General features: G+C 65.1%; 22 protein-coding genes and 4 tRNA genes. 9 read left to right on the plus strand and 17 right to left on the minus strand.

Annotation, left to right across the window (positions count from 1 at the left end; translation table 11 throughout):
* Positions 1 to 100 precede the first annotated feature (100 nt).
* The 3 genes from C5B99_RS08385 to C5B99_RS08395 form a co-directional block, all read right to left on the minus strand.
* On the minus strand, positions 101 to 673 hold the full coding sequence (locus C5B99_RS08385) for an HIT domain-containing protein (protein ID WP_104241301.1): 573 nt from the start codon (positions 671 to 673) through the stop codon (positions 101 to 103).
* Positions 670 to 2,592: a threonine--tRNA ligase gene (gene thrS, locus C5B99_RS08390; RefSeq protein ID WP_104242059.1), complete on the minus strand. Its 1,923-nt coding sequence runs from the start codon at positions 2,590 to 2,592 to the stop codon at positions 670 to 672. Before thrS ends, C5B99_RS08385 begins: the two co-directional genes overlap by 4 nt.
* Positions 2,593 to 2,792: 200 nt before the next feature.
* A complete protein-coding gene (locus C5B99_RS08395) occupies positions 2,793 to 3,209 on the minus strand; it encodes a hypothetical protein (protein ID WP_104241302.1) in 417 nt (138 codons plus the stop codon).
* A gap of 241 nt (positions 3,210 to 3,450) precedes the next feature.
* On the opposite strand from C5B99_RS08395, the gene C5B99_RS08400 reads away from it, so the two are divergent.
* The 4 genes from C5B99_RS08400 to C5B99_RS08415 all read left to right on the plus strand — a co-directional run bounded on the left by C5B99_RS08400 (position 3,451) and on the right by C5B99_RS08415 (position 7,647).
* Positions 3,451 to 4,530: an acyl-CoA desaturase gene (locus C5B99_RS08400; protein WP_258063165.1), complete on the plus strand. Its 1,080-nt coding sequence runs from the start codon at positions 3,451 to 3,453 to the stop codon at positions 4,528 to 4,530.
* 115 nt (positions 4,531 to 4,645) lie between these two features.
* Positions 4,646 to 5,488, plus strand: a complete 843-nt coding sequence (locus C5B99_RS08405) for a phosphoribosyltransferase family protein (protein ID WP_104241303.1) — start codon at positions 4,646 to 4,648, stop codon at positions 5,486 to 5,488.
* 51 nt (positions 5,489 to 5,539) lie between these two features.
* On the plus strand, positions 5,540 to 7,021 hold the full coding sequence (locus C5B99_RS08410) for a nicotinate phosphoribosyltransferase (protein ID WP_104241304.1): 1,482 nt from the start codon (positions 5,540 to 5,542) through the stop codon (positions 7,019 to 7,021).
* Positions 7,018 to 7,647: an NUDIX hydrolase gene (locus tag C5B99_RS08415; RefSeq protein WP_104241305.1), complete on the plus strand. Its 630-nt coding sequence runs from the start codon at positions 7,018 to 7,020 to the stop codon at positions 7,645 to 7,647. Before C5B99_RS08410 ends, C5B99_RS08415 begins: the two co-directional genes overlap by 4 nt.
* A gap of 88 nt (positions 7,648 to 7,735) precedes the next feature.
* On the opposite strand, the gene C5B99_RS08420 is transcribed toward C5B99_RS08415, so the two are convergent.
* The 4 genes from C5B99_RS08420 to C5B99_RS08435 form a co-directional block, all read right to left on the minus strand.
* Positions 7,736 to 8,653: a hypothetical protein gene (locus tag C5B99_RS08420; RefSeq protein WP_146081965.1), complete on the minus strand. Its 918-nt coding sequence runs from the start codon at positions 8,651 to 8,653 to the stop codon at positions 7,736 to 7,738.
* Between the two features lie 76 nt (positions 8,654 to 8,729).
* Positions 8,730 to 8,804 (minus strand) — tRNA-Val (locus tag C5B99_RS08425).
* 6 nt (positions 8,805 to 8,810) lie between these two features.
* Positions 8,811 to 8,881 (minus strand) — tRNA-Cys (locus C5B99_RS08430).
* A 64-nt stretch (positions 8,882 to 8,945) separates the two neighbouring features.
* Positions 8,946 to 9,017 (minus strand) — tRNA-Gly (locus C5B99_RS08435).
* Between the two features lie 308 nt (positions 9,018 to 9,325).
* On the opposite strand from C5B99_RS08435, the gene C5B99_RS08440 reads away from it, so the two are divergent.
* The 3 genes from C5B99_RS08440 to C5B99_RS08450 all read left to right on the plus strand — a co-directional run bounded on the left by C5B99_RS08440 (position 9,326) and on the right by C5B99_RS08450 (position 11,881).
* Positions 9,326 to 9,398: transfer RNA gene (locus C5B99_RS08440), tRNA-Val, on the plus strand.
* Between the two features lie 311 nt (positions 9,399 to 9,709).
* Complete coding sequence (locus C5B99_RS08445) at positions 9,710 to 10,063, plus strand: hypothetical protein (protein WP_146080529.1); 354 nt, start codon at positions 9,710 to 9,712, stop codon at positions 10,061 to 10,063.
* An 84-nt stretch (positions 10,064 to 10,147) separates the two neighbouring features.
* Positions 10,148 to 11,881 carry a hypothetical protein gene (locus tag C5B99_RS08450; protein ID WP_104241308.1) on the plus strand — a complete coding sequence of 578 codons (1,734 nt, stop codon included), beginning with the start codon at positions 10,148 to 10,150 and terminating at the stop codon, positions 11,879 to 11,881.
* Positions 11,882 to 11,993: 112 nt separating this feature from the next.
* On the opposite strand, the gene C5B99_RS08455 is transcribed toward C5B99_RS08450, so the two are convergent.
* The 7 genes from C5B99_RS08455 to C5B99_RS08480 all read right to left on the minus strand — a co-directional run bounded on the left by C5B99_RS08455 (position 11,994) and on the right by C5B99_RS08480 (position 17,738).
* Positions 11,994 to 12,476 carry a hypothetical protein gene (locus C5B99_RS08455; RefSeq protein ID WP_258063124.1) on the minus strand — a complete coding sequence of 161 codons (483 nt, stop codon included), beginning with the start codon at positions 12,474 to 12,476 and terminating at the stop codon, positions 11,994 to 11,996.
* A 5-nt stretch (positions 12,477 to 12,481) separates the two neighbouring features.
* Positions 12,482 to 12,841 (minus strand): hypothetical protein, encoded by a 360-nt coding sequence (locus tag C5B99_RS08460; RefSeq protein WP_104241309.1) that lies wholly within the window; start codon positions 12,839 to 12,841, stop codon positions 12,482 to 12,484.
* Positions 12,831 to 13,286, minus strand: coding sequence for a hypothetical protein (locus tag C5B99_RS08465; RefSeq protein ID WP_146080528.1), 456 nt, complete (start codon positions 13,284 to 13,286; stop codon positions 12,831 to 12,833). Before C5B99_RS08465 ends, C5B99_RS08460 begins: the two co-directional genes overlap by 11 nt.
* A 5-nt stretch (positions 13,287 to 13,291) precedes the next feature.
* Positions 13,292 to 14,101, minus strand: coding sequence for an N-acetylmuramoyl-L-alanine amidase (locus tag C5B99_RS08470; RefSeq protein ID WP_104241311.1), 810 nt, complete (start codon positions 14,099 to 14,101; stop codon positions 13,292 to 13,294).
* 81 nt (positions 14,102 to 14,182) lie between these two features.
* Positions 14,183 to 16,336 (minus strand): hypothetical protein, encoded by a 2,154-nt coding sequence (locus C5B99_RS08475; protein ID WP_146080527.1) that lies wholly within the window; start codon positions 16,334 to 16,336, stop codon positions 14,183 to 14,185.
* A 269-nt stretch (positions 16,337 to 16,605) separates the two neighbouring features.
* On the minus strand, positions 16,606 to 16,767 hold the full coding sequence (locus C5B99_RS19225) for a hypothetical protein (protein ID WP_181064967.1): 162 nt from the start codon (positions 16,765 to 16,767) through the stop codon (positions 16,606 to 16,608).
* An 8-nt stretch (positions 16,768 to 16,775) separates the two neighbouring features.
* Positions 16,776 to 17,738 carry a hypothetical protein gene (locus C5B99_RS08480; RefSeq protein ID WP_104241313.1) on the minus strand — a complete coding sequence of 321 codons (963 nt, stop codon included), beginning with the start codon at positions 17,736 to 17,738 and terminating at the stop codon, positions 16,776 to 16,778.
* A gap of 508 nt (positions 17,739 to 18,246) precedes the next feature.
* Between C5B99_RS08480 and C5B99_RS08485 the strand changes: the two genes are divergently transcribed.
* The gene (locus C5B99_RS08485) at positions 18,247 to 18,843 is read left to right on the plus strand and encodes a hypothetical protein (RefSeq protein ID WP_146080526.1); all 597 of its coding nucleotides are present in this window, start codon (positions 18,247 to 18,249) and stop codon (positions 18,841 to 18,843) included.
* 382 nt (positions 18,844 to 19,225) lie between these two features.
* On the opposite strand, the gene C5B99_RS19230 is transcribed toward C5B99_RS08485, so the two are convergent.
* Positions 19,226 to 19,894 carry an alpha/beta fold hydrolase gene (locus C5B99_RS19230; protein WP_146080525.1) on the minus strand — a complete coding sequence of 223 codons (669 nt, stop codon included), beginning with the start codon at positions 19,892 to 19,894 and terminating at the stop codon, positions 19,226 to 19,228.
* A gap of 48 nt (positions 19,895 to 19,942) precedes the next feature.
* Positions 19,943 to 20,083: a hypothetical protein gene (locus tag C5B99_RS19235; protein WP_181057833.1), complete on the minus strand. Its 141-nt coding sequence runs from the start codon at positions 20,081 to 20,083 to the stop codon at positions 19,943 to 19,945.
* 57 nt (positions 20,084 to 20,140) lie between these two features.
* Here C5B99_RS19235 and C5B99_RS19240 point away from each other — a divergent pair, with 57 nt between their 5' ends.
* Positions 20,141 to 20,755, plus strand: a complete 615-nt coding sequence (locus tag C5B99_RS19240; protein ID WP_181062942.1) for a site-specific integrase — start codon at positions 20,141 to 20,143, stop codon at positions 20,753 to 20,755.
* 622 nt (positions 20,756 to 21,377) lie between these two features.
* On the opposite strand, the gene C5B99_RS08500 is transcribed toward C5B99_RS19240, so the two are convergent.
* Entirely contained in the window at positions 21,378 to 22,352 is a 975-nt protein-coding gene (locus C5B99_RS08500) for a helix-turn-helix domain-containing protein (RefSeq protein ID WP_146081966.1), read from the minus strand.
* Positions 22,353 to 22,474 lie beyond the last annotated feature (122 nt).

Consider the following 22,474-nt stretch of genomic DNA (forward strand, 5'->3'; position numbering starts at 1 on the left):
GTGCAGAGAGTGCATGGCGGTTCGGAGGTGAATTGGCTCAAGTGTAGACGCGCGTGCGTCCCGGCTTGATTGGGCGACTGCCCAATCAAATCAAGGTCGATCAGGCCTTCGGCCAGGCGTCGGCGAGGGCCTGGCGGGTCTCGCCGAGCAGCGATGGGAACGCCTTCGTCTTCGCGATGATCGGGAAGAAGTTGGCGTCGAACTGCCAGCGAGGCACGATGTGCTGATGCAGGTGCCCGGCGATGCCAGCTCCGGCCAGACGACCCTGGTTCATCCCGATGTTGAAGCCGTCGACGTTCGAGACTGCGCGGAGCACACGCATCGCGGTCTGCGTCAGATGCGCGATCTCGAGCACCTCGGCCTCGGAGGCCTCGTCGTACATCGCCACGTGCCGGTACGGGCACACGAGCAGGTGACCGGAGTTGTACGGATAGAGGTTCATGACCACGAACGCGTGCTCGCCCCGGGCCACGATGAGCGACTTCTCGTCGTCCATCGTGGGCCCGACGCAGAACGGGCAGGCATCCTGTGCGGGGTCCTGACCATCCTGGATGTACGCCATCCGGTGCGGCGTCCAGAGCCGCTGGAAGGAGTCGGGCACCCCGGCGAAGTCAGCCGAGCGCTCGATGTCGAGGCCGTCGAGCTCGCCTTCGGGGAACCCGAGCGCGCTCATGCCAGGTCTTCTGCCGTGTTCACGAGCAGGTGCTCGTCGACGGCGCCGCGGACGAGGCGGATCGCGTCCTCGATCGGAACGCCGTTGCGCTGGGTTCCATCGCGGAAGCGGAAGGAGACCGTCTTCGCGGCGCGGTCGTCCTCGCCGGCGATGAGCTGGAACGGCACCTTCGCCTTGGTGTGGTTGCGGATCTTCTTCGGCATGCGATCGTCGGACGCGTCGAGCTCGGCTCGCACGCCGTGGGAACGCAGCTCGTCGACGATGCCCTGGAGGTAGTCGCCGTACTGCTCCGCAACCGGGATGGCGACGAGTTGCACGGGCGACAGCCAGACCGGGAAGGCACCGGCGTAATGCTCGACGAGCACGCCGAAGAAGCGCTCGATCGAGCCGAAGAGGGCGCGGTGGATCATGACGGGACGCTGGCGCGTGCCATCCGGAGCCGCGTACTCCATGTCGAAGAGCTCTGGCAGGTTGAAGTCGAGCTGGATGGTCGACATCTGCCAGGTGCGGCCGATCGCGTCGCGCGCCTGCACGGAGATCTTCGGACCGTAGAACGCGGCTCCGCCCGGATCGGGCACCAGGTCGAGACCGGACTCGGTGGCGACCTCCTCGAGCGTGCGCGTCGCTTCCTCCCACGTTGCGTCGTCGCCGACGAACTTCTCGGGGTTCTTCGTCGACAGCTCGAGGTAGAAGTCGTCGAGGCCGTAGTCCTTGAGCAGCGAGAGCACGAACTTGAGGGTGCGGGTCAGCTCGTCCCGCATCTGGTCGCGCGTGCAGTAGATGTGGGCATCGTCCTGGGTGAAGCCGCGTGCGCGGGTCAGGCCGTGCACGACGCCGGACTTCTCCATGCGGTAGACCGTGCCGAACTCGAACATCCGCAGTGGCAGCTCACGGTAGGAGTGCGCGCCCTGGTTGTAGATCAGGTTGTGCATCGGGCAGTTCATGGGCTTCAGGTAGTAGTCCTGGCCCTGCTTGGTGACGTTGCCCGCCTCGTCCACTTCCTCGTCGATGCGCATCGGCGGATACATGCCGTCTCGGTACCAGTCGAGGTGCCCGGAGATCTCGTAGAGACGCCCCTTCGTGATGTGCGGGGTCGAGACGAAGCTGTACCCCTCCTGCACGTGGCGCTTTCGCGAGTGCTCTTCCATCTCGAGCTTGATGATCCCGCCCCTGGGATGGAACACCGGCAGCCCGGATCCGAGCTCGTCCGGGAAGCTGAACAGGTCGAGCTCGCGGCCGAGGCGACGGTGGTCGCGCTTCATGGCCTCCTCGATGCGCTCCTTGTAGGCCCGCAGCTCGTCCTTCGTCGGCCAGGCCGTTCCGTAGATGCGCTGGAGCTGCGGGTTCTTCTCGGACCCGCGCCAGTAGGCGGCCGCAGAGCGAAGGATCGAGAAGCCATTGCTGAGCATCCGGGTCGAGGGGATGTGTGGCCCCCGGCAGAGGTCCTTCCAGTAGACCTCTCCCGTCTTCGCGTCGACGTTGTCGTAGATAGTGAGCTCACCAGCGCCCACCTCGACCGACTCGTTGTCGGCGTTGGCGCCGCTGCCCTTGAGTCCGATCAGCTCGAGCTTGTAGGGCTCGTCGGCGAGTTCGGCCCGTGCCTCATCGTCGGTCACGACCCGACGCACGAAGCGCTGCCCCTGTCGCTGGATGCGCTGGGCTTCCTTCTCGATGGCCTTGAGGTCTTCCGGCGTGAACGGGGTCTCGACGTCGAAGTCGTAGTAGAAGCCGTCGGTGATGGGCGGACCGATGCCGAGCCGCGCATCCGGGTTGATCTTCTGCACGGCCTGCGCGATGACGTGCGCGGCCGAGTGGCGGAGGATGCTGAGTCCGTCGGCGCTGTCGATCGTCACCGGTTCCGCGATCGCCCCGTCCGGCACCACGGTGGCGAGGTCGACGAGCACACCGTCGAGCTTCATCGCGACGACGGAGCGGTCTGTGAAGAGCTCGAATCCGGTGGTCGTCGCGCCGCCGTTCTCGTGCGGGCGGTTTTCGGTCTCGAGGTCAACGGGATCGCTGGTCACGATGCTCCTTGTCGTTAGGCATGAACAAGCGACCACTTTATCGCGCGACTGCCTCCGCACGGCGCACGGAACTCGCTCCCTGAGGAGCGGGACGCCTAGTTCTTCCGACGCCCTTCGCGGGGCGTGAACGTGCCGATGTCCTCGGGCGCGTCAGAATCGGGGGGTGTCGCCGAGGGGCGGGGGTCTCCGCTTGCCGACTTCGCGTCACCGGCGCCGGCTGAGGCCTTGGCTTCCGACTCGGCCTTGCCATCCTTGCCGAGCGTGTCGACCAGGCTGTTCAGGGCCAGGAGCGCCAGGCGGATCTTCTGGTGGTGTCGGCCCTCGGTCTTGACGTCGAGCTTCTCGGCGAGCTTCACCGCCTGACTCTTGATGACGCTCTCTCGTCCGGTCACGACCTTCTTCAGGCCCGTGTGCACGGCCTGGACGCGCGCGCCAGAGTTCGCGGACTCCCGCATCCGCTCACCCCTCGCTGAGCCCGTGGTGTCGCCTGCGCCGCTGCCCGTCGAAGCCATGATTCCTCCAAGTGCGCCGACCGGCGCGATCCGTGATTGCATCAAGATACGCGCAATCGCGATACATCGCGTGTGAAGACGCTGGGTGACGACTCGCACAGATACACAGCCAACAAGGCAGCTCCTCCCGCTAGCCTGAAGTCAGCGATCGGCGCACTGCCTTTGGCGAACGAAACAACCAAAGGTTGCCGACCGAGGGGATCCTCACATTACGACTTCATCTTCTGCGCTCCCCCAGGGCATCGGCCGGATCCGTACCACCAAGCCCCGCACCCCGGGAGCGAAATCCGTCACGCAGAGCTACAGCGCCGTGTCGAAGGTCATCCGCGAGATGGGCCTCCTCAAGCGCACTCGCTGGTTCTACGGGATGCTGGCCGCTGGTCTCCTCCTCGCACTGGGCGGAGCGATCACCGGGTTCATCCTGCTCGGCGACAGCTGGTTCCAGCTGCTCATCGCTGCCGCCCTCGGCGTCATCTTCACGCAGTTCGCCTTCATCGCCCACGAGGCGTCGCACCGACAGGTGCTCGAGTCCGGCCCGGGAAATGACCGCCTCGGTCGTTTCCTCGCTGCTGGTGTCGTCGGCATGAGCTACAGCTGGTGGATGACGAAGCACACGAAGCACCACGTGAACCCGAACAAGATGGGCAAAGACCCTGACATCGACTTCGACACGATCTCCTTCACGGAGGAGGACGCTCGGAAGCAGACCGGCCTCCTCGCACTGATCACGCGGAAGCAGGGCTACCTGTTCTTCCCGCTGCTCACCTTCGAGGGCTACAACCTGCACTTCCGCTCGATCAAGTCGCTCTTCACTCGCCAGCCCATCAAGGGACGCTGGATCGAGTTCACGATGATCACGGTCCGCTTCGCGATCTACCTCGGAGCCATCTTCTGGCTGCTCCCCCTCGGCATGGCGTTCGCCTTCATCGCCGTGCAGATGGCCGTCTTCGGCGTCTACATGGGCGCATCGTTCGCCCCGAACCACAAGGGCATGCCGATCATCCCGGCCGACGTGAAGATGGACTTCTTCAGCAAGCAGGTCCTCACCTCGCGGAACGTGAGCGGCGGCTGGTGGGCGAGCGCGCTCATGGGCGGCCTCAACTACCAGGTCGAGCACCACCTCTTCCCGAGCATGCCGCGCCCGCACCTCGCCAGGGCTCGCGAGATCATTCGCGAGCACTGCCAGAACCTCGAGGTCCCGTACACCGAGACGACGCTCATCAAGTCGTACGGCATCGTGATCGACTACCTCAACAGGGTCGGCCTCCAGGCTCGCGACCCCTTCGACTGCCCGCTGGTCAATCAGTTCCGCCGCGTCTGATCTGACGCGTGCGCAAAGGCCCACCCGGTTCATCCGGGTGGGCCTTTCTGCGTGTTGCCTGCGTCTCCCGGAGAGAGCTATTCGTAAATCTACGAATAGCTGGTACGGTCGAAGCATGAGCATCCACTTCCAAGCACAGATGCCTTCCGGCTGGAAGGCCACAAGCGCCATCCGAGTCCTGCGATTTCCCGGAGGCGAGATGACCCTCGTCGTCCCCGCGGATCTCGAAGAGAAGCCCGCCTACGCGACCGTCACGGGCGCCGATCCGAGCGACCTCATCACCCTTGGGCTCTGGGCCGACTACGCGCGTCAGCTCGGACAGCGGGCAGTCGCGGTCCTCCCCTATCTCCCGGCGGCTCGTGCCGACCGGGGCATCCCCTTCGGGGCCAAGGTCTACGCCGAGCTGATCAACAGCTTCGGGCTGGACCAGGTGATCGTCTTCGACCCCCACTCCTCGGTCGCTCCCGGCCTGATCGACAACGTCAAGATCGTCGGCTCGGCCCCCTACGTGCGGCGAGCGACGATCGGACGCGTCGGATCCGCGCACGACTACGTCGGTGTCATCGCACCGGATGCAGGTGCCGTCGGCCGAGCACAGGCCGCTGCGTCCGCACTGCACCTCCCGCTCTTCCGCGCCGAGAAGCACCGTGACTTCGAGACCGGGAAGCTCTCCGGCTTCAGCTGCGAGGCTCTCCCCCGCCACGGGCGCCTCCTCGTGGTCGACGACATCTGCGACGGAGGCGGCACCTTCAGGGGCTTGGCAGAGGCCACTGGACTGCCCAAGGAGCGCCTGACGCTCTTCGTGAGCCACGGGGTTTTCTCGGGCGACGCCCCCGCCCTCAGACAGCACTTCGGCGAGATCATCACCACCGACTCGCACCCCGGTTCCGCACGCGAGGGCGTCGCGACCAAGGTGCTCTCGATCCGGAACATCCTCGCCCCCTACGTCGAGTACTGAGTCGCGGCAGACGCGACCTCGACGCTACAAGCTCCCCCGAAAGGAAAGACCATGCACTACACACCTGTTGCTCCCCTCTTCCAGACCGATGCCTACAAGCTCGGCCACCTCCAGCAGTACGGCCTCGCCGGCGACGTCACCGGCGTCTACTCCAACTACACCAACCGCGGTTCCCGCATCCCGGACATCGGCGCGGTCGTGCACTTCGGACTCCAGGCGTTCCTCGAGCGATACGCGGATAGCTTCCGCGTCTTCTTCGAGGCCGACGAGGATCAGGTCTGCCAGGCCTACGAGGCTCGTCTCGCGAGCATCCTCGGGCCGAACACGATCGGCAGCGCCCACATCCGCGCGCTGCACCGCCTCGGCTTCCTCCCCCTGCGGTTCTGTGCCGTGCCGGAGGGCACAGCAGTGCCGCTCCGCGTTCCGAGCTTCACGATCGAGAACACGCACCCCGACTTCTTCTGGCTCACCAACTACATCGAGACGGTGCTGAGCGCGGAGATCTGGCAGGCATCGACGACCGCGACGATCGCCAAGGCGATGCGCGAGACGCTCGAGACCGCGGCGAGGAGAACGGGGACGCCCCTGGCTGCTGTCGACTGGCAGGGGCACGACTTCTCCTACCGAGGGATGTCCTCCAACGAGACCGCCGCGATGAGCGGCGCCGCGCACCTGCTCAGCTTCACAGGCACCGACTCACTCGTCTCCATCGACTGGATCGAGCGTCACTACGGCGGAGTGTTCGTCGCTGGCAGCGTGCCAGCCACGGAGCACTCGGTCATGTGCGCGGGTATCGCGACGGTCGGCGAGCGTGAGCTCTTCGAGGGGCTGCTCGGCCTCTACCCGAGCGGCATCGTCTCCGTCGTCTCCGACACCTTCGATCTCTGGCGTGTGCTCACCGAGTACCTGCCGGCGCTCCGAGAAGAGGTGCTCGCCCGGGACGGGAAGCTGGTCATCCGGCCAGACTCCGGGAACCCCGTCGACATCCTCTGTGGAGTGGAGGAGGGAGCCCCAGACGCTGGCGCGGCTGAGCGGAAGGGCGTCATCGAACTGCTCTGGGACACGTTCGGCGGGACGGTGAACGAGGCCGGCTACAAGGAGCTCGACTCACACATCGGGGCCATCTACGGTGACTCCATCACCCGCGAGCGGGCGGTGCTGATCACCGAGCGGCTGGCCGCGAAGGGCTTCGCTTCTGGCAACGTCGTCTTCGGCATGGGAAGCTTCGGGTACCAGTACCAGACCAGGGACACGTTCATGTCGGCGATCAAGGCGACGTGGATTCAGGTCGATGGTCGCGGCGTCGACATCCGGAAGGACCCTGTGACGGACAGCGGAACGAAGAAGAGCGCGACTGGCCGCCTGGCGGTGGTGACGGACGCCGACGGCCGCATGCACCTGATCGAGCGGGCCACGCCTGCCGAGGAGGCGGAGTCCCTGCTGCAGCCCATCTGGGAGGACGGCGCCTTCGTGCGGCGGCAGACGTTCCCGGAGGTTCGGGCGGTGCTCGCGAAGCAGACGGTGCTGCGTTGACCGAGTCCTACGACCAGCCGCTCGTCGCGATGGATGCACTCGCTGTGCGCTATCGCGACGAGCGGCTGGAGTTCGGCGTCGCGGTGCGCGAGAACGCGCCGCACGCCGGGGTGGAGGCCATCCCCGGCGTCCTGCTGCTGTCCGGGGAGCACGGGGCTGGCCCCGTGCTGCGTGCGATGCGGACGAAGGCTGGGATACCGGACGATGATGTGCGACTGACGCGCCAGCTCGGCTGGTTCGACGGCACGATGCGCGACCCACGCAGCGCCACGATCTCGCTCGCCAGCCTCGTCTTCCTGCGCGCCGAGGCGCGCGACGGGCAACTGCGTTGGCATCCGCTCGACAGCGTGCCCCACCTCCCCTTCGACCACGCGCAGATCGTCGAGGCGGCTCGTGTGCGCCTCGGTGAGGTCGTCTGGCGCGACTGGGCCGTCACCCGAGCCCTGCTCGGCGAGAAGTTCACGTCGGGGATGGCTCTGGCGCTCGGGGCGGCGCTCGATGCTGAGCCCTTCGACCGACCGAACTTCCGCCGGTGGCTGGAGGGGACGGGGGTCGTGCGTGTCACCACCAACACCACTGGGGTGAAGATCCGAGGTCGGACGACGGTCTGGGAGTGGAAGGACTGAGGTTCGGCCGCACTCGAGGGGCCGTCGGGGACGAAGCGATGACCGCCACCCGGATCGCTTCAAGCGGACTAAACCACCGTGGTCACGATCATGCGCGTGTCGAGAGCGGCGAGGCCGCCTTCTCGAAGACCCAGATGGCTTTCGTCTCCGGAAACCACTGGGTGCCGTCCTGCTCGAGCACGGACCAGGCGGCAAGGTGCTGTAGGTACCCCGGCTGCACCCAGGCCTCCCGGTGCACCAGCCGCAGTCCGGCACCAAGCGCTTCGACGGCGTCGACGAGCTCGTCCAGCTCGAACTGACAGTACTGCTCCTGTGTCTCGCGCGGCAACGACTCGGCGCCCCAGTTCACGGTCAGCAGCGCCTCAGTCACCACGCGAGCTGAGCCGACGAAGCGGTGCTGGCCGAGGCTCTCGAGGCGCCTCAGCTCGGGGAGCGGAACGCGCTCCAAGTAGGCGCTGAGGAGCTCGTCGCCATCGTGGCCGGGGGTGACGAGCGTCGTCAGGCGATCCGGTCGAGCGGGTGTCACGAAGTCACGGATGACGAGGACTCCGCCCGGGCTGAGCGCCTTCGTGATGATCGTGAGGTTCGCCATGACGGCCTGACGCCCGTTCTCCGGCCCGTTCGGGCCGTACGACGCGATCTCGTGCAGGACCGAGCTCATCACGATGCCGTCCAGGTCACGCAGGCCGAGCACCTCCAGTTGGTCCGCGGAGCCTGAGCGCACCGTGATGCCGGGCATCTGCTCGAGATGCGCGATCGCATCGGCGGAGTCGTCGAGTGCGATGGTCTCTTCGATGTCAGGGAGCACTGCGATTCTCGCCGCGAGCTCTCCTCCCCCGGCACCGATGTCGAGGACCCGACCGCCGCGCAGCCAGTCCGTGAGCTGAGTTTTCTCGTCAACGGCGGCAGCCATGCGGCGGAAGTAGCGTTCCTCGAGTTCGGGGCGGGCAGTGCTGGTGCCGGCCGCCGAGAGCACCCGGGTCTCTGCGTGTTCGGGATTCGTCACGGGCCTCACGCCTTCCGATCAGGACTTCGACGAGACACGAAGAAGGCCCCTGATTTCTCAGGGGCCTTCTCCTCAATGGTGGGCGATACTGGGATCGAACCAGTGACCTCTTCCGTGTCAGGGAAGCGCGCTACCGCTGCGCCAATCGCCCATTGCGAGGTGACGACGGGATTCGAACCCGTGTGGACGGCTTTGCAGGCCGCTGCCTCGCCTCTCGGCCACGTCACCGTGTTGTGGGTTGAAACCCGTGCAAACTCCTTCTGGCGTTTACCACCAGACTGAGTCACACTCGAGCGGATGACGAGATTCGAACTCGCGACCCTCACCTTGGCAAGGTGATGCGCTACCACTGCGCCACATCCGCATCGCGCTTGTCTCGGGAACTTCCGTTCCGGCTTGACCAGCGCGAGAATGACTCTATAGGAACTCGGGCCGCGATACAAAATCCACCGGTGTAATTCGAGGAAAGACCTGGTCAGAGCGGCAGGTCGCGATCGCGAACACAGAGCGATGCCCACTCTCGCACTGCCTGCACGACGGGGCGAACGTCGTCGTGAGGCGTCACGAGCTTGCCGTGCGGGTCAGAGCCTGCGGGAGTGGCGACACGAAACCCCCTTGCGCACGTGGTGATCATCCACAGCCCGAATCTGTGGCATGATTAGTCCTCGTCGCGGGTGATTGGCGCAGTTGGTAGCGCGCTTCCTTCACACGGAAGAGGTCGTGGGTTCGAGTCCCGCATCACCCACTAGGAAAAGCCCCGATCTGACGCCCTAACGTCAGATCGGGGCTTTTCTCTTGCTTGGGTAGTTGGCGCAGAGTTGGCGCTAACCTGTTTTGTGCTCAGCCCGCGAGCTCGTTCCGCACTCGGTCGGACGCGCTCTCGATGCGCTCGGAGAGTTCACTGTCGGGGGCCCGTTGCACACTCCCGCGCATGAACGAACTAGCCGTACAGGTCACCGCCAAGTCGCCCTCGAGTCGCTGGTGCTGCGGTGCGAGACGGCCCGGGAGCGGGTGGACTCGAAGTGGACGAAGCGCATCGTGTGTTGGCGCCCGGTGGTGACGAGGCCTGTCGATGGCATGTCGTGGCTCCTGTGGGGTGACTCTCCCCCGGTGCGGGACGTCGACGGCGACACGTACGAGCCGATCTTGTTCGAACCGCTCGAGGTGTTCGACGCGTGGCTCGAGATGCTGCAGTGGGTGACCGAGGGTGGCGTGCGCGCCGAGGTGCGCCAGGCGCTTGAGGTCGGGACGATGAGCGAGAAGGAGTGGGCGATATCTCACGGCAACGCGCAGATCCGCGGGACCGTCATCCTCGAGGGCGACGCCCTCGCCGCGCAGAGCCTCGCGTCTGAGCTCTCGGTCGCGTTGCTCTGCATGGATCAGCGGGCCAGGAAGAAGAAAGTGTGGTGAGTTCTGCATGACGTGGCTGTCTTCCCAGTCGCGTGGTCGCATCAGTAGTCTGGCTCCATCCCCCGGCTCTCTCATCGGAGACATATGAAGAAACTTCTGGCTTTCCTTTGCGCTTGCACCGCGGTGCTGCTCTTTGCGACAACTGCAGCCGCCGCCCCTGGAGTCTTGGCGAACGAGTACAACGAGTTTGACGTCGGGCCGGAACTCTTGAGCGCCGAGATCGTAACGCCGACGACAGTAAGGGGCGGTGACACCGTCCGCATCAACTGGAGTGTGCGCAGCACCCGTGACATCGCATACAGCGCAGTGGACCTCGCGAACGGCACGGTCTTCTCTCCGGAAACCAGGAAAATCCTCGGACACTACGACATGGAGATTACGGGGCGCGAAGGGGACATCGTTTTCGGCACCACGTCCTTTTCCCCCAACGGACCGGAGTGGGCGCCTGGTGAATGGCGCGTGCAAGGCCTGGGCTTCTTCGACGAGTTGGGCGTGCACGGGGGTGCGGACGAGGCATACAGCCCAGTTATCCAAGCTCTTCCGAAGCTCCAAATCGACGTGGGCACAGACGGCGACCAAGAAGCACCAGAGCTCATCGACCTGCAAGTGGACGCACCGGCAGAGGTACGTCAGAGCGACGTCATTTGGTTCAACTGGACGATGCGCGAGTCCAGCCGCGTCAAGTCTCTGCTGCTGACTATCACCGGCCCGGATGGCCGGTCGTACACGGCTGAGGGCTTCGACATGCTGACTGCGACCAGGGAAGGCGATCGTGTCTCGGGAGCACTGCACCTCACAGTGAACAACTTCACGTGGGCGCTCGGCGAGTATCGAGTTACCCAGCTCACCACATGGGACGAACACGAGAACCGACTCATCCAGGCCACGCCAGCTGACAACGCCGCACTGGCCTCCGCCGCGGCGTTCACGGTTGTCGATTCCGGAGGACCAGACGTCACGGCTCCAGAACTGCTCTCAGCAGGATTCGAGCAGTCCACGGTTCGCATGGGTGACGAACCGGATATCAACTGGACCATCCGGGATGAGAGCGACATGGACGATGTCAGGTTCTACCTCAAAAACTACCGGGGGACGATCTACACCATGCGTGGGGACGGTGGCGACCGCCTGGGCGAAGTTCTTACCGGCGCGTCCGGAGCATGGCTGACTGTCACCCCCTACGAAGAGGACATACCCAAGTGGGGAGGAGGTGTCTACGAAGTTGTGGGCGCCGAGCTCGTCGACGACTACGGCAATGTGACCACACTGACGTCCGATCATCCGATCATCTCAGGCCTGCCAGACATGACCGTCCTGCCCCGCGACGCCCCAATCCCGTCCCGAACGCCCTCCCCGACCATCACCGCCACCCCCTCGCCAACAGCAACCGAGACCCCGACAGCAAGCTCCACACCGACAGAGACACCAACGGGTGTTCCTTCGCCGACGACGCCGGACCCCACCGGTTCGGCCGCACCGTCCCCCACGGAGACCGCAGTCTCGACAGCGTCACCGACAGTCACCGACTCCCCCACGAGCACGATCACCGCATCACCGACTCCGATTGGGACGACAAGCGCACCGCTTCCCCCCATACCAGCCTCTTCGACCGCTACCGCTGAAAGCGACCCATCTGCACCTTCCATGTCAGCCGCATCAGCCCCCGCGGGACACCCCACCCCACCACACAGCGAACAACCTCACGCGCTTGCATCCACCGGGACAGACACGCTTGCCCCCCTGGGCCTCCTCACGAGCTCGCTGCTCGCCCTCGGTGTCACGCTTCTCCTCGCTCGAAAGCGCGCGGCCAAACCGTAGCGCCGGCCAAGCCAAAACTCAGCTCAACGACGAAACACGCCCCTCCCGCGCAGCGTCACCCTGGGTGTCCAGGGTCGCTACCGCGAGAGGGGCGGAGTCGTGCTCAGCGGGGTCAGGCGGCGTGCTTGCCGCCGACCTTCTGCAAGGCGGTGCTGGTGCCGGTCGGCTTCCAGATGCCGTAGTGCATCCCGACGGCGATGAGGAACGTCGGGAGCGCCAGCAGGAGGCCCGTGCCGATGTCGTATATACCCCCTGCCTGCCACGCGGAGATCGCCTCGGCGAGCAACGCCGTGAGGAGCGAGAGTCCGACCAGGAGCCACGCCTTCGTGCTTGACGAGGTGACTCGGGTCGTGACGAGGCCGACGAGCAGCGGCAGGACGACGGCGAGCACGAGCTGGCCGACGAGGATTGGGTCGAGCGTGAACGCGACCTGCGGCGCTCCGGCAGCTGCGGTGACCTCGGCGGCCTGCGCGAACGGTGCGAGCATCGCGGCGAGCACGAGGGTCGCGAAGATGAGCGCGAAGGCCAGGACGAAGCGGGCGGCGCGGGCGCGCGCGGTCAGCGACTCCCGGTCGGGGGTGCGGATGAGGGACATGTGGGTTACTCCTTCGAGAGCGGGCCCATATGCAGGGCCGAGGATGGGTAGGGCGGGATGGCTGATGCAGGCACGCCCGCGTCGATCGCGATGCGCCGCACCTCCGACGCGTGCTCTTGAGAGATGCGGCGGGCGGTGCGCTCCTGGTTGCGGGCATGCTCGACGCGGTCAAGAGCGGCCTCTGCGAGCGTGACCTTCGCTTCGGCGTCCTTGACCTGCTCGTGAGCTCGGTCGATCTCTCCCCGGAGAGCGGCGTCCTTGCCGGTGAAGCGCGCCCAGATGCGCTTCCCGAACGCGAGGCCCGTGGAGGATGCGAGGAACGCGAAGATGCCCGCGACGATTGCCTTGGTGAGTTCAATGTCCACACGGCGCCTTCCGCCTGTGCCCGCGCGGGGCGTACGTGTGCTTGCGGATCGCGACCCAGCGGAACCAGTACGCAGACAGGGCAATGAAGATCACCGACAGCTGAGTCAGCCTGGACGCGCCGGGCGGTGCGGAGGCGTGGAGGCTGCCGACGACGAACGCGTACACGAAGAGCCCGCCGACCGCGGCGATGGAGAGCGCGATCTTCTCGAGCCACATGTGCGGCGTGAACATGGTGCCGAGCCCAATGAGCCCGCCGCCGATCATGCACGCCGCCCAGATCGTCGCGAGCGTCGACCCGATCGCCCCCTCGATAGTCGTCGGTGGGAAGGCGTACGTGACGACGCCCATGACGACCGTCGCCACGTACGCGAAGAGCACGGGCTGCCATGTCGCGTCCGGGTCGGTGAGCAGCTGCCAGACGCGGAGCACGTGGCGACGAGTCATCACGGTCAGCTCGCGATGCCGAGCTTCTTGGCGAGCGCCTGGATCTCCTTGCCGGTGGAGGAGTCATCCTTGGTACCCGCGTTCACGTTCGACCAGATGCCGTAGAACTCCGGGAAGGGCAGCACGACGACCGGCTTGCTGATCTTCTCGAGGCCCGCAATGGTGTACTTCGCGGTCGCGTGGGGCAGGTCGACGATCTTGCGCACGTAGGTGGGCGTGATGAGGGCGTGGCCGAAGTCGGCGACAAAGACGGGGTACATGGTCTCCTCCTGGAGGGGTTTGGGTGCTGCGGGTGTGGCGGTGGCGGGGTCGCCACCGGCCTGGTACTCGAGGGCCATCGCGACGAGCCGGTCGAGGTTGATGCCGCCCGGGCAGGCGGTCGAGTAGGAAGCGCCGTAGCGCGTGTAGAGCTCCCGGTGCCCGATGACGGTGTCGCGGTTGAGGGGGAAGCCGTACCGGGTGGAGCAGTCCGCGATGAGGCGGGCGAGCGACTGGCAGGAGGTTTCGGAGATGGGCCACCCGGACGCGTCGCCCGTCGCTGAGTTGCAGGTCTCGACGGTGATCGCGCGGCCGTCCCATGCGGCGGACCCGGAGGTCCACGCTCGCTTCTCTTCGGGCACGACTCCGAGAATCTGCTCGTCCTTGATGACGTAATTCGAGGAGACCTGGCGGGAGCCGGTGCTCATCATGGAGAGCACGGCGGACAGCGACGCGGTCGCTGCGTGATGGACGATGAACCGATCGACGCGAGCCGATCGATTCGAGAATTGGCCACCGTTGCCGGACGTGCCGGTGGCAGTGTTGGAGAACGTCATGCAGTGCCTCCTGGGGCATGAGGGAGGCCCTGCGCGGTGCGCGCAGGGCCTCGGAGCTCGGGAACGGATGTGGCGAGACGATCAGGCCACGGGAGTGACCTGCTTCCAGACGCCGCCTGGGATAGCGACTAGCAGCATCGACTGGCCAGGTGTCAGCGATTTGCCTGTGTTGCCGATCAGAGCTCGCCGGGCAGCAGTTGATGTGTCGTGCGAGATCGACACGGTGTTCGAGGACCCGTAGTGGATGATCGCGAGCCGTTGCCCGTCGAACTGTGGAGCGGGAAGACCAGCCAGGGATCCGTTGCCGCCGCTTGGGTCGATGAGTGCTGTCAGGTCCGACTTCATGCTTCGACCCAGTGGAGCTAGAGCACCCGCAGACGCCATCGACGTAGTCCCCAACAGCACGCCAGCGGATGACCTCGAGTTCGCTTCTGACGACCAGTCGAGGTAGCTGTTCGATGTCGGTGCATTCGCAATGATGAGGTCGGGTGCCTGAGTCATTGACTGCTCGCGGACACGGACGAGGTCATTCCCGGCCGAGCTGATGTAGGCGGCGACACGGCTCGGAGTGGACGCGGGGTGCCGGTACTTGGCGGGCCCGGACTCGAACACAGAGAACCAAGTGGTGTTGAGCTCGATGACGCTGAGCGCCGCACCTGAGACGTTGAGGGAGAAGTCGTGCTCGATTGCGCCGTCGATGGAGATGCGGCTGTTTCGCATCGTCATCGAACACCCACCGCCGATCATGTCCGAGGCTGCCGAGAACCGGTAGTTCATGAGCCGGACCGAGGCATTTCTGAGAAGTAGTCCGCGTCGTCGCGTGTTCCGAGTCGTGAAACCATCGACCACAAACCATTTGTCCTGTCGTTGCTCCGCCAAGGGGTGCCCTGGAGGACGCAGCATGAACTCGAAGTCGGTCAGGCAGTTATCGCTCTCCCAGTTCATGATGGTCGAGTCGTACGTCTCACCGCCGACTGTCTGCTCGAACGCGCGGCCGCCGACGGTGCAGAACGAAGCGCGGGCATTGACAAGTCGCCCCATGCGTCCGCGTAGCTGGAACCCGAAATAGGAATCGCGCGCTGAGCAGCCGTGGAACTCAGCGCCGTAGGAAGCGTGGTGCGTGTCGAAGGGCGCGGCGCTGGAACCCTGGCCGGTGCTGTCGATGATCTTGGCAAACATCGTGGCACCGTAGGCGTGCGTGTTCACCGAGTTCGCCGCTATGGCTGACGTGTCGTCGGTGTAGAGATGCCGGAGGTTCCGGCCGTGCGCATTGAGGATGCGGGTGTAGGCGGACGCCTTGTCAACGATGCCGTAGGAGAAGTTGCTGTCCCCCGGGTTGTCGATGCCGTAGTCGATGTTCACGTTCTCGAACGTAGACCGGTAGCAACCCTCGTTTGTAATCATGGCGCTGGGCGCCGCCCGCACGTTGAGCCCGTCAAGCCTCGCGTTCACGAGGTTGCGCAAGATGACCGAGTTACGAGGTGATTTGCTCGACATGATCGCTTCGGAGAACGTCAGCTTGCCGCACTTCATGGAGATCTCGATTGACTCGTCGAGCTTGCAGAGGCGCACGTTGTCCGTGAACGAATCGATGAGGGTGCCGATGACGCGGATGCTCGAACCAGAAACGCTGTGGAACACGAGGAACTCGCCGACACGGGCTTGGTTCGTGCCAGGAGCTGGACCAGGTTCTGAGCCTGGGATCACGTTGTTCGCGATGACCTTGATGACGTCACCGCGCTGCCATTCTGCAGCGATGCTCACGTCGGCCACTTCGAATGCTGTGCCCGGGACGACGAGATCGTTTTCCATCGTGAGGTTTACGACGGTGTGGGAGATCACCGCGTGCTGCTCCGGAGTTTTCGCGACGAAGGTGAAGGGCGCCTGAGTGGAGTCGGAGATGATCTCAGCACCCGACCAGTCAAAGGACAAGCTCGTGAGCGAGTCGTCGGGTGCGCGGTTCATGATCGAAGCTGTACCCCCGATGTAGTACTTCCCTCCGGGAAGATGAAGGGTAGAGCCCTTCGGGGTGTCACGAATCGCCTGCTGAAGCGCAGCGCGACTGTCGCCAACGCCAGTCGGGTCGAGGCCGGGGTAACGAGCAGTCGTCGCCCAAACGTCAGAGACGTAATCTTCAACGCTGCCGCTTGCCGCGACGCTGCTCGATTCCGGAGGCGTGGACTGGATTTTCGAGCTTTCAGCCTGTGCTTCTGGGGTTGTTGTGTTCTCGGTCATGATGGGCCTTTCCTAGTGGACTGTTCGCATCCGAGGGGCGTGTGACTCTCGTGAAGTTCGTACTTATGTACGAGAAAAGACTCGCGCTGGCCACCGACATTGGTGACTTCAGGCCCCTCGGTTCGCGCTCGTCCCAGGCGTGTCACGGCGTGTCGAACATGGATAACTGACAGGGGGCAGGCGCTGCCAAGGTCGGGGTCCGCGATTCAGTCCCGGGGCATGTGGAAGGCCCCGCACGGTAAGTGCAGGGCCGAGGGTGTGAGGTGGGGCTAGGGCAGGTCGACGGGGTCTCCGCCGCCGTCGAGGAACGTCTGCTTGAGCGCAGCGATCTGCGCGGGGATCGCGGCGAGGTTCGCGCGCCGCTCCTGCTCCGCTTGAACGGCCACGCGAGCCGCTTCGAGCTCTTCGTCCGTGAGGTTCGTGTAGTCCATGGGCTTCCTCAGGTCGGCCCGATCGCACCAGGGAGTGGCGCTGCCGGGTATGCGGATGGGCTGGCGGGGAAGTTCTTGAACTCGCGGAGGCGCGTGGTCGCGCTGACAGTGCGCAGCGTCCAGTACGAGCCGTACGCGTCAACTCGGATGCCCGCCCCTCCGGCGACCGCTCCCCCGGCTTGGGCGAAGATCATGCCGGGGTAGACGGACCCGATGCGGAACCCCTCGGGAATGTCGAAGCGGATTTCGACGGTGCCGGAGGCGATGCCTCCGAACACGAGGTCGTCCAAGCCGAAGCGCACGACGTCGTTGATGCGGCGGACCATCATGCGCCCCGAGGTGACGAATCCGGGGTTGGTGGCGAGGTGCGTGGCGAACGCGGTCGGCGTGATGATCCGCCACTCCGTGTCCGCGGACAGCACGCGCCATCCCGTATTGCCGGTGCCGGTGCGCTTAATCCACGAGGATGCGCCAGCGGTTGCGGCGGTGTCCGTGTACCGCTGACCGACCGTGCCGACGACGGCGCCCTCGGGTGAACCGGTTCCCGGCGCGAGGTCCAGGCCGCTGCCTGCGGGTGCACGGAATACACCGTCGCCGTGCAGGACCGTCGACGCAGAAGCGGTGCCCGTGCCGAGCTGTGCCGGCGTCGCGCGCCCGTCCATGTCCGAGAACGCATGCCGATGGGTGAGCGGAGCTCTGCCAGCGATCGCGGCTGCCTGGGCCACGCTGACGGGCTTCTGAGCATCTCTGGTGTTGTCGACGCTGCCGAGCCCCACGAGAGTCGCGTTGAGGCCCACGAGCGATGCAGCGTCGCGCCTGTGCCCGACCGACGATGCGCCGACGTCGCCCGCGGTGAGTACGACGTCGCCAGTCTTGGTGTTCACGGACTTCACGGCGCCCCCACCGAATGGCTGCGTCATGCTCGCGGTGTACGCCGGCTGCGGCTGAACCTCGGCTTTGTACTCGGTCACGGGGTGCCTTCCTTCGTGACGTCGTCGCGGACGCGGAACGTGCCTTCGATCCAGGTCGTCGGCTCGACGTCGTCAGCTCGCGTCGCCTCGGCGTCGTACGAGCCGGTGACGCTCTCGGACGACCCGAGGAGCTCGCGAGTCTGCGCGCCCGTCAGGGTGATCTCGAGGACACCTTGGGCGAGCCGCTCAGTGCCGATCTGAGCGGCGATGACCTTCGTCCCGGCCTTCCACCAGCACCGCCAGCCAGTCTACTCCGAGAGGTCGACCGCGGCCCCCTCCACGGTGGTGACAGGGATGGTGATCGGGTCCACGCGGTCACCCGCGAGGAGCACGACCGTTTCGGATACGACAGCGCGAGCCATGAGGCCTCCAAATCAGGGTGCGCCCACCGGAGGGGGCGCGAAGGTCACGAGAGTTCTGCAAGCTGAGTAAGCCGGAAGCGTGAGGAGAAGGGCGGTTGGTGATCTTCGCGAACTTCCGGATGCGACGGTGGCCATATGCTTCGCTCGTGACCAAGCACGTGCCACCCACAGTCGTGAACCTCGGCAAGGCGTTCGCTGCCACGGTCGGATTCATCGGCAGCGTCTACGCGATCGTTGAAGGCTGGGGCACGGAAACGCTGAGCATCACCCTCGTCGTCTCGGGCGTGGTCGGCCTCATCATCACGTCGACCATCCTGGTGAAGCCCGCATGGCAGGCCTTCAAGAGGTACCGTTTCCGATTGCGCGCCGCGCTCCACCGCAGACGGTTCCACCGACGCGAACACCTGCTGCGCGGCGCCGTGACCGACTGGTCCGCGCTAGCACGCATCAGCGAATCGGGCGACTGCCACTACTGGGTCATGCATTTTTCCTGGGCAACCGGAGACCCGGAAGTTCATCGAATCGTCGCGTATCAACGCGGTCAAGTTCAGTGGGAAGCGCACTCTGCCGAGTCACGAGTTCTGGGGTCGGCATTCGAGCCCTTGAACATCCCGGACCGTCTGATGATCACCTGGCGCGACGCGAATGGGTGGAATTGCACGTTCATCGACGGAGCGGTCCCCGCGCAGAAAGCCGCGATGGCTCTGCCTCTGGCAGAACGACGTCCGATCGAGCTCGTCTGACTCGTCCAGGTTGGCCAATGTTGGGTGCTGCTCCCGGTAGTGCTCAGCGACGTCCCTCGCAACACGAATGCTCTGGCGCAGACACGCCCGGCGGTCTACTCTGATCGCGACGAAAAGAGATTCACATGACCGGCACCGCCCTCTTGGCCCGCATTCGCTCCGCCTTCGCAGGCGCAGACGACACGAAGTGCCGCGCCAGCGTTGACGCCGGCACTCGCACCTGCGGGAAGCAGACGGACCCCGTCGCGGCGCGCAGCGCTGGGCATGCAGGGTTCTGCTCCCACGAATGCGCCATCGAGGACCTTGACAACTCCCCAATGTGAGGTATGGCCGGAGCTCAGGCTGATCTGAGGTCACCCTCGACGCCGGCCAGCTCCCGAGATCAGACGAACACCTGCACAGGTGTCGGCTCGCCGTCGGCGATCACCCAGACTCGGCGGACGACGAACCCGACTCCGGTAGGTGGGCGCTCTGCGGTCAGGAAGCTCGTCATGGCGTCCATCTGCAGGTAGGAGCCGTTGTCCCACCCGTGATCGCCGTTCGCGCGGACGTCAACGACCGTCGCCTTGGTGTGCGCGCCGTACTTCGTGACCCACGCCTGACCGTGAGCCTCGGGAACGACCGTGGTGTCGGCGCTGCCCCACAGCTGCAGGACTCGCTTGTCTGCCCAGATACCTGTTGGAAACTGCATCGGGTCGTGTCCGACCGCCGCGGCAGCGAAGGCCGCTTCGTTCTTGTCCGTGGTGGGTGCGACCCCGTACGCGGCGTTCATCGCTCGCATGTCCGACCCCGACGACGCCGCGTAGCGCGCGATGAGGTCCGTCGTCCCCGAGTTGATGATCAGATTCCGAACCAGCGGAGAGAACTCGGAGTAGGTCGCCAGCCAGTAGGCGACCAGGCTGCCCATGGACCGTCCGAGCACCGTGACGTCGGCGATCGGGACGAGCGTCATCGCCCAAGCCGCGGCCTGCTCGTAGGAGAGCCGGGAGGCGTCGCCGCCCCACCCATTTCCTGCGCCGCTCGATTCCACAACGGCCCAGTCGTTCTCCATGAACCAGCGCCGCATTTCCGCCCATGGGGCGATCTGCGCGAACTGATCTTAGGAGCCGTCATTGCCGTGCGTGTAGACGACGACCTTCGTGGCCGAGTACGACACGGGCACCATGAGCGAGGCCCTGTCCCCCATGGGGAGCGTCGTCTCGATGGCCTCGAATACGGTTCCGCCTGGGGTCGTGGGCACTATGCGGCCATCCTTGCCTGCAGCCATGCGATCGCCCGCGCCACGCTCGTCGCCGCCGTGCCCGACCGCCGCGACCAGGCGGTACTCGGCTTCCTCGTCGGCACCGGCATCCGCTGGGGTGAGGTCGCCGGCCTCCACCTCGACGCCTCGAACCTCTCCGAGGGCATGCTCACAGTCCGCGATGTGTGGGACGGGCAATCATCCATCAAGCCATACCCGAAAGGCCGCAGGCAGCGCCACGTGCCCGTCCTGCAGCGGGTCGTCGATCGCCTCGAGCTACACCCTGCTCCGACATGCGGACTCCCCCACAGGGCAGGCAGCGCCTGCCGGTCAGCGCTGGCCTTCCCCTCATACGACGGTGGCGTCCGTGACGACCGCAACTTCACGCAGCACGTCCTCGCGCCAGCGTTGAAGGAAGCCGGGCTGACCCACCTCGGCGCCAGCCTCCACGACCTACGCCACACCTACGCGTCCTGGCTCGTGCAGGACGGCGTCTCCCTGTCGCGGGTCGCCGAGCTGCTCGGGCACGCGAGCACGTCGACGACGGAGATCTACGCGCACCTCGCACCAGTCACGAAGAAGGACGTCGAGTCCGCCCTACTCGATCCGAGTGGCGCAAATGTGGCGCAAACTCCCGTGCTGGCGCGTGTCACGATGTTACGTCGCGTATGACGAAATCGAACCTCGACCAGGCCTTATGTTGCATCTGGTGTGACGACGATTCACCCCGTTTCGTGCGTCAGGCCCGTTCACACGGAAGAGGTCGTGGGTTCGAGTCCCGCATCACCCACCGCGAGAAACCCCCCGGCCGGCGAGGCAATGCCTCGTTCTGGTCCGGGGGTTTTTGCCTCCCCTGCGACCGTGCCGACTGGCACGATCCGCAACGGTCGGCGCACCGGTCGCACCACTCCCCCGCATTGGCTTCCGCGGAGGAGATGGCCTTAGCCTCGAAGACGAAGGTGTCCGCCTTAGAGGTTCCCAGCGGGTGCTCGCATGCGAACGTTGCGAACAGCACCGCCAGTCGCTGGCCGGAGCAGACCTTGCCGGGGGACGCGACGCCTTCCCCTTGGGCAGCTTCGCATCGGACTTGCGCCGTTGTCGTGGGTGTCACCTCCGGGGTCGGAGCAATTGCTGACTGGGGTGCTGCGGCCGCACACCCGGACGTCGTCCCTGACAGGGCGTTCGTGAGCATTCAGAACCACGCGCACCCCAGACGGTCGACCCTCGAGGCCCACGTCGTCTCTCTGCTGGGCGCTTCCGTCTCTGCAGACCCGACCGGCACTCGTGTCTGGATTCAGTCCCCGGCAGGCTTGCGTTCTGCGGATTCCTGGCTCAAAAGGCGACGCATAGTTCGCATCGACCTGAATCCGCTTTCTTGCGCGATTCTGTAACGGTCCGATTTTGAGTTATCGCTTGACCGGAGAAGCGTCCGCGCCCGCTCTACGCGCAAGCGGCGAATGAACACTCCGACTGAATTGCTTTCATCTGCGAAAATTCGGTGCAGCTGCGAAAGGGAGATGTTGAGGTCACGGGCCAGCACCCGAACCGAAAAGGCTGGATCTCGGAAATTCTCCTCGATCAGGTGGTGCGCGCGAGCGAGATGCAGATCTCGCGGCGATTGACCGTTCGTGCTCTGCCGCACGTTCGTATCGGCGAGCGTTGCAAGCAGCAGGTCCTCGACCCCGCGCCTCCAGGAGTGGAAGCCAACCTGCCCCTCTTTGATTTGCGATTCGAAGGAGGCGTTCAAGGACGCAATGAGGACCTTTCGAAAACGGCTGGTCGTCAGGAAGGGACCTGGCGCCTGACTCTCGACCCACGCAAGCTCAACGTAACGCTCCCTTGGTATCCCGAGAAACAGACACGAGTAGGGATCTACAGCCGAGATGCGCACCGGTCGACGCGCTGAATACGTGAAGAAGTACGGCGCAGGCACTTCTTCTGTCGTTTCTCCTCCGGCCTGGAGAAAGAGACAACCCTTCACAACAAAACACACATGGACAAGATCAGGATCATACGAGTCCGCGTCGGTGTTGACGGCTGTTGTCGTTTGCCAGTTGCGTCCCACCAAGAACGTTCGGGTCCCGATGAAGTCCACATGGGCACGAACTGACGCTTCATCATCTTGAACACCCCAACCCTGTTCGTGCAGCCACTGCAGGGCTTCACCATCCTTGAGACCCTGAGCATATGCAGCGAGCATTGTCACCCCGATCGTCGCGCTCAATCCACGCGCCAGACCTTCAACGAGGAGTTTGACGCCAGTCAGCACCCTAGACGGCTGAACTTGTTCGGGGACGTGTGGTTGTGGAATTGGAAGCAGATTTGCATGCTGTGGCCGGTTCGTTCAGCACCTTCTCCCATAACGAGAAATCGCAGGAAGATACCGAGGTC

This window comes from Pseudoclavibacter sp. Z016, from assembly GCF_002931215.1.
Taxonomy (GTDB): domain Bacteria; phylum Actinomycetota; class Actinomycetes; order Actinomycetales; family Microbacteriaceae; genus Pseudoclavibacter.

Coding starts and splice junctions, on each gene's coding strand:
- C5B99_RS08385 (WP_104241301.1), bottom strand. CDS start 673: ATGAGCGCGCTCGGGTTCCCCGAAGGCGAGCTCGACGGCCTCGACATC.
- thrS (WP_104242059.1), bottom strand. CDS start 2,592: ATGAAGCTCGACGGTGTGCTCGTCGACCTCGCCACCGTGGTGCCGGAC.
- C5B99_RS08395 (WP_104241302.1), bottom strand. CDS start 3,209: ATGGCTTCGACGGGCAGCGGCGCAGGCGACACCACGGGCTCAGCGAGG.
- C5B99_RS08405 (WP_104241303.1), top strand. CDS start 4,646: ATGAGCATCCACTTCCAAGCACAGATGCCTTCCGGCTGGAAGGCCACA.
- C5B99_RS08410 (WP_104241304.1), top strand. CDS start 5,540: ATGCACTACACACCTGTTGCTCCCCTCTTCCAGACCGATGCCTACAAG.
- C5B99_RS08450 (WP_104241308.1), top strand. CDS start 10,148: ATGAAGAAACTTCTGGCTTTCCTTTGCGCTTGCACCGCGGTGCTGCTC.
- C5B99_RS08455 (WP_258063124.1), bottom strand. CDS start 12,476: ATGTCCCTCATCCGCACCCCCGACCGGGAGTCGCTGACCGCGCGCGCC.
- C5B99_RS08465 (WP_146080528.1), bottom strand. CDS start 13,286: ATGACTCGTCGCCACGTGCTCCGCGTCTGGCAGCTGCTCACCGACCCG.
- C5B99_RS08470 (WP_104241311.1), bottom strand. CDS start 14,101: ATGACGTTCTCCAACACTGCCACCGGCACGTCCGGCAACGGTGGCCAA.
- C5B99_RS08475 (WP_146080527.1), bottom strand. CDS start 16,336: ATGACCGAGAACACAACAACCCCAGAAGCACAGGCTGAAAGCTCGAAA.
- C5B99_RS19225 (WP_181064967.1), bottom strand. CDS start 16,767: ATGGACTACACGAACCTCACGGACGAAGAGCTCGAAGCGGCTCGCGTG.
- C5B99_RS19230 (WP_146080525.1), bottom strand. CDS start 19,894: ATGGAGAACGACTGGGCCGTTGTGGAATCGAGCGGCGCAGGAAATGGG.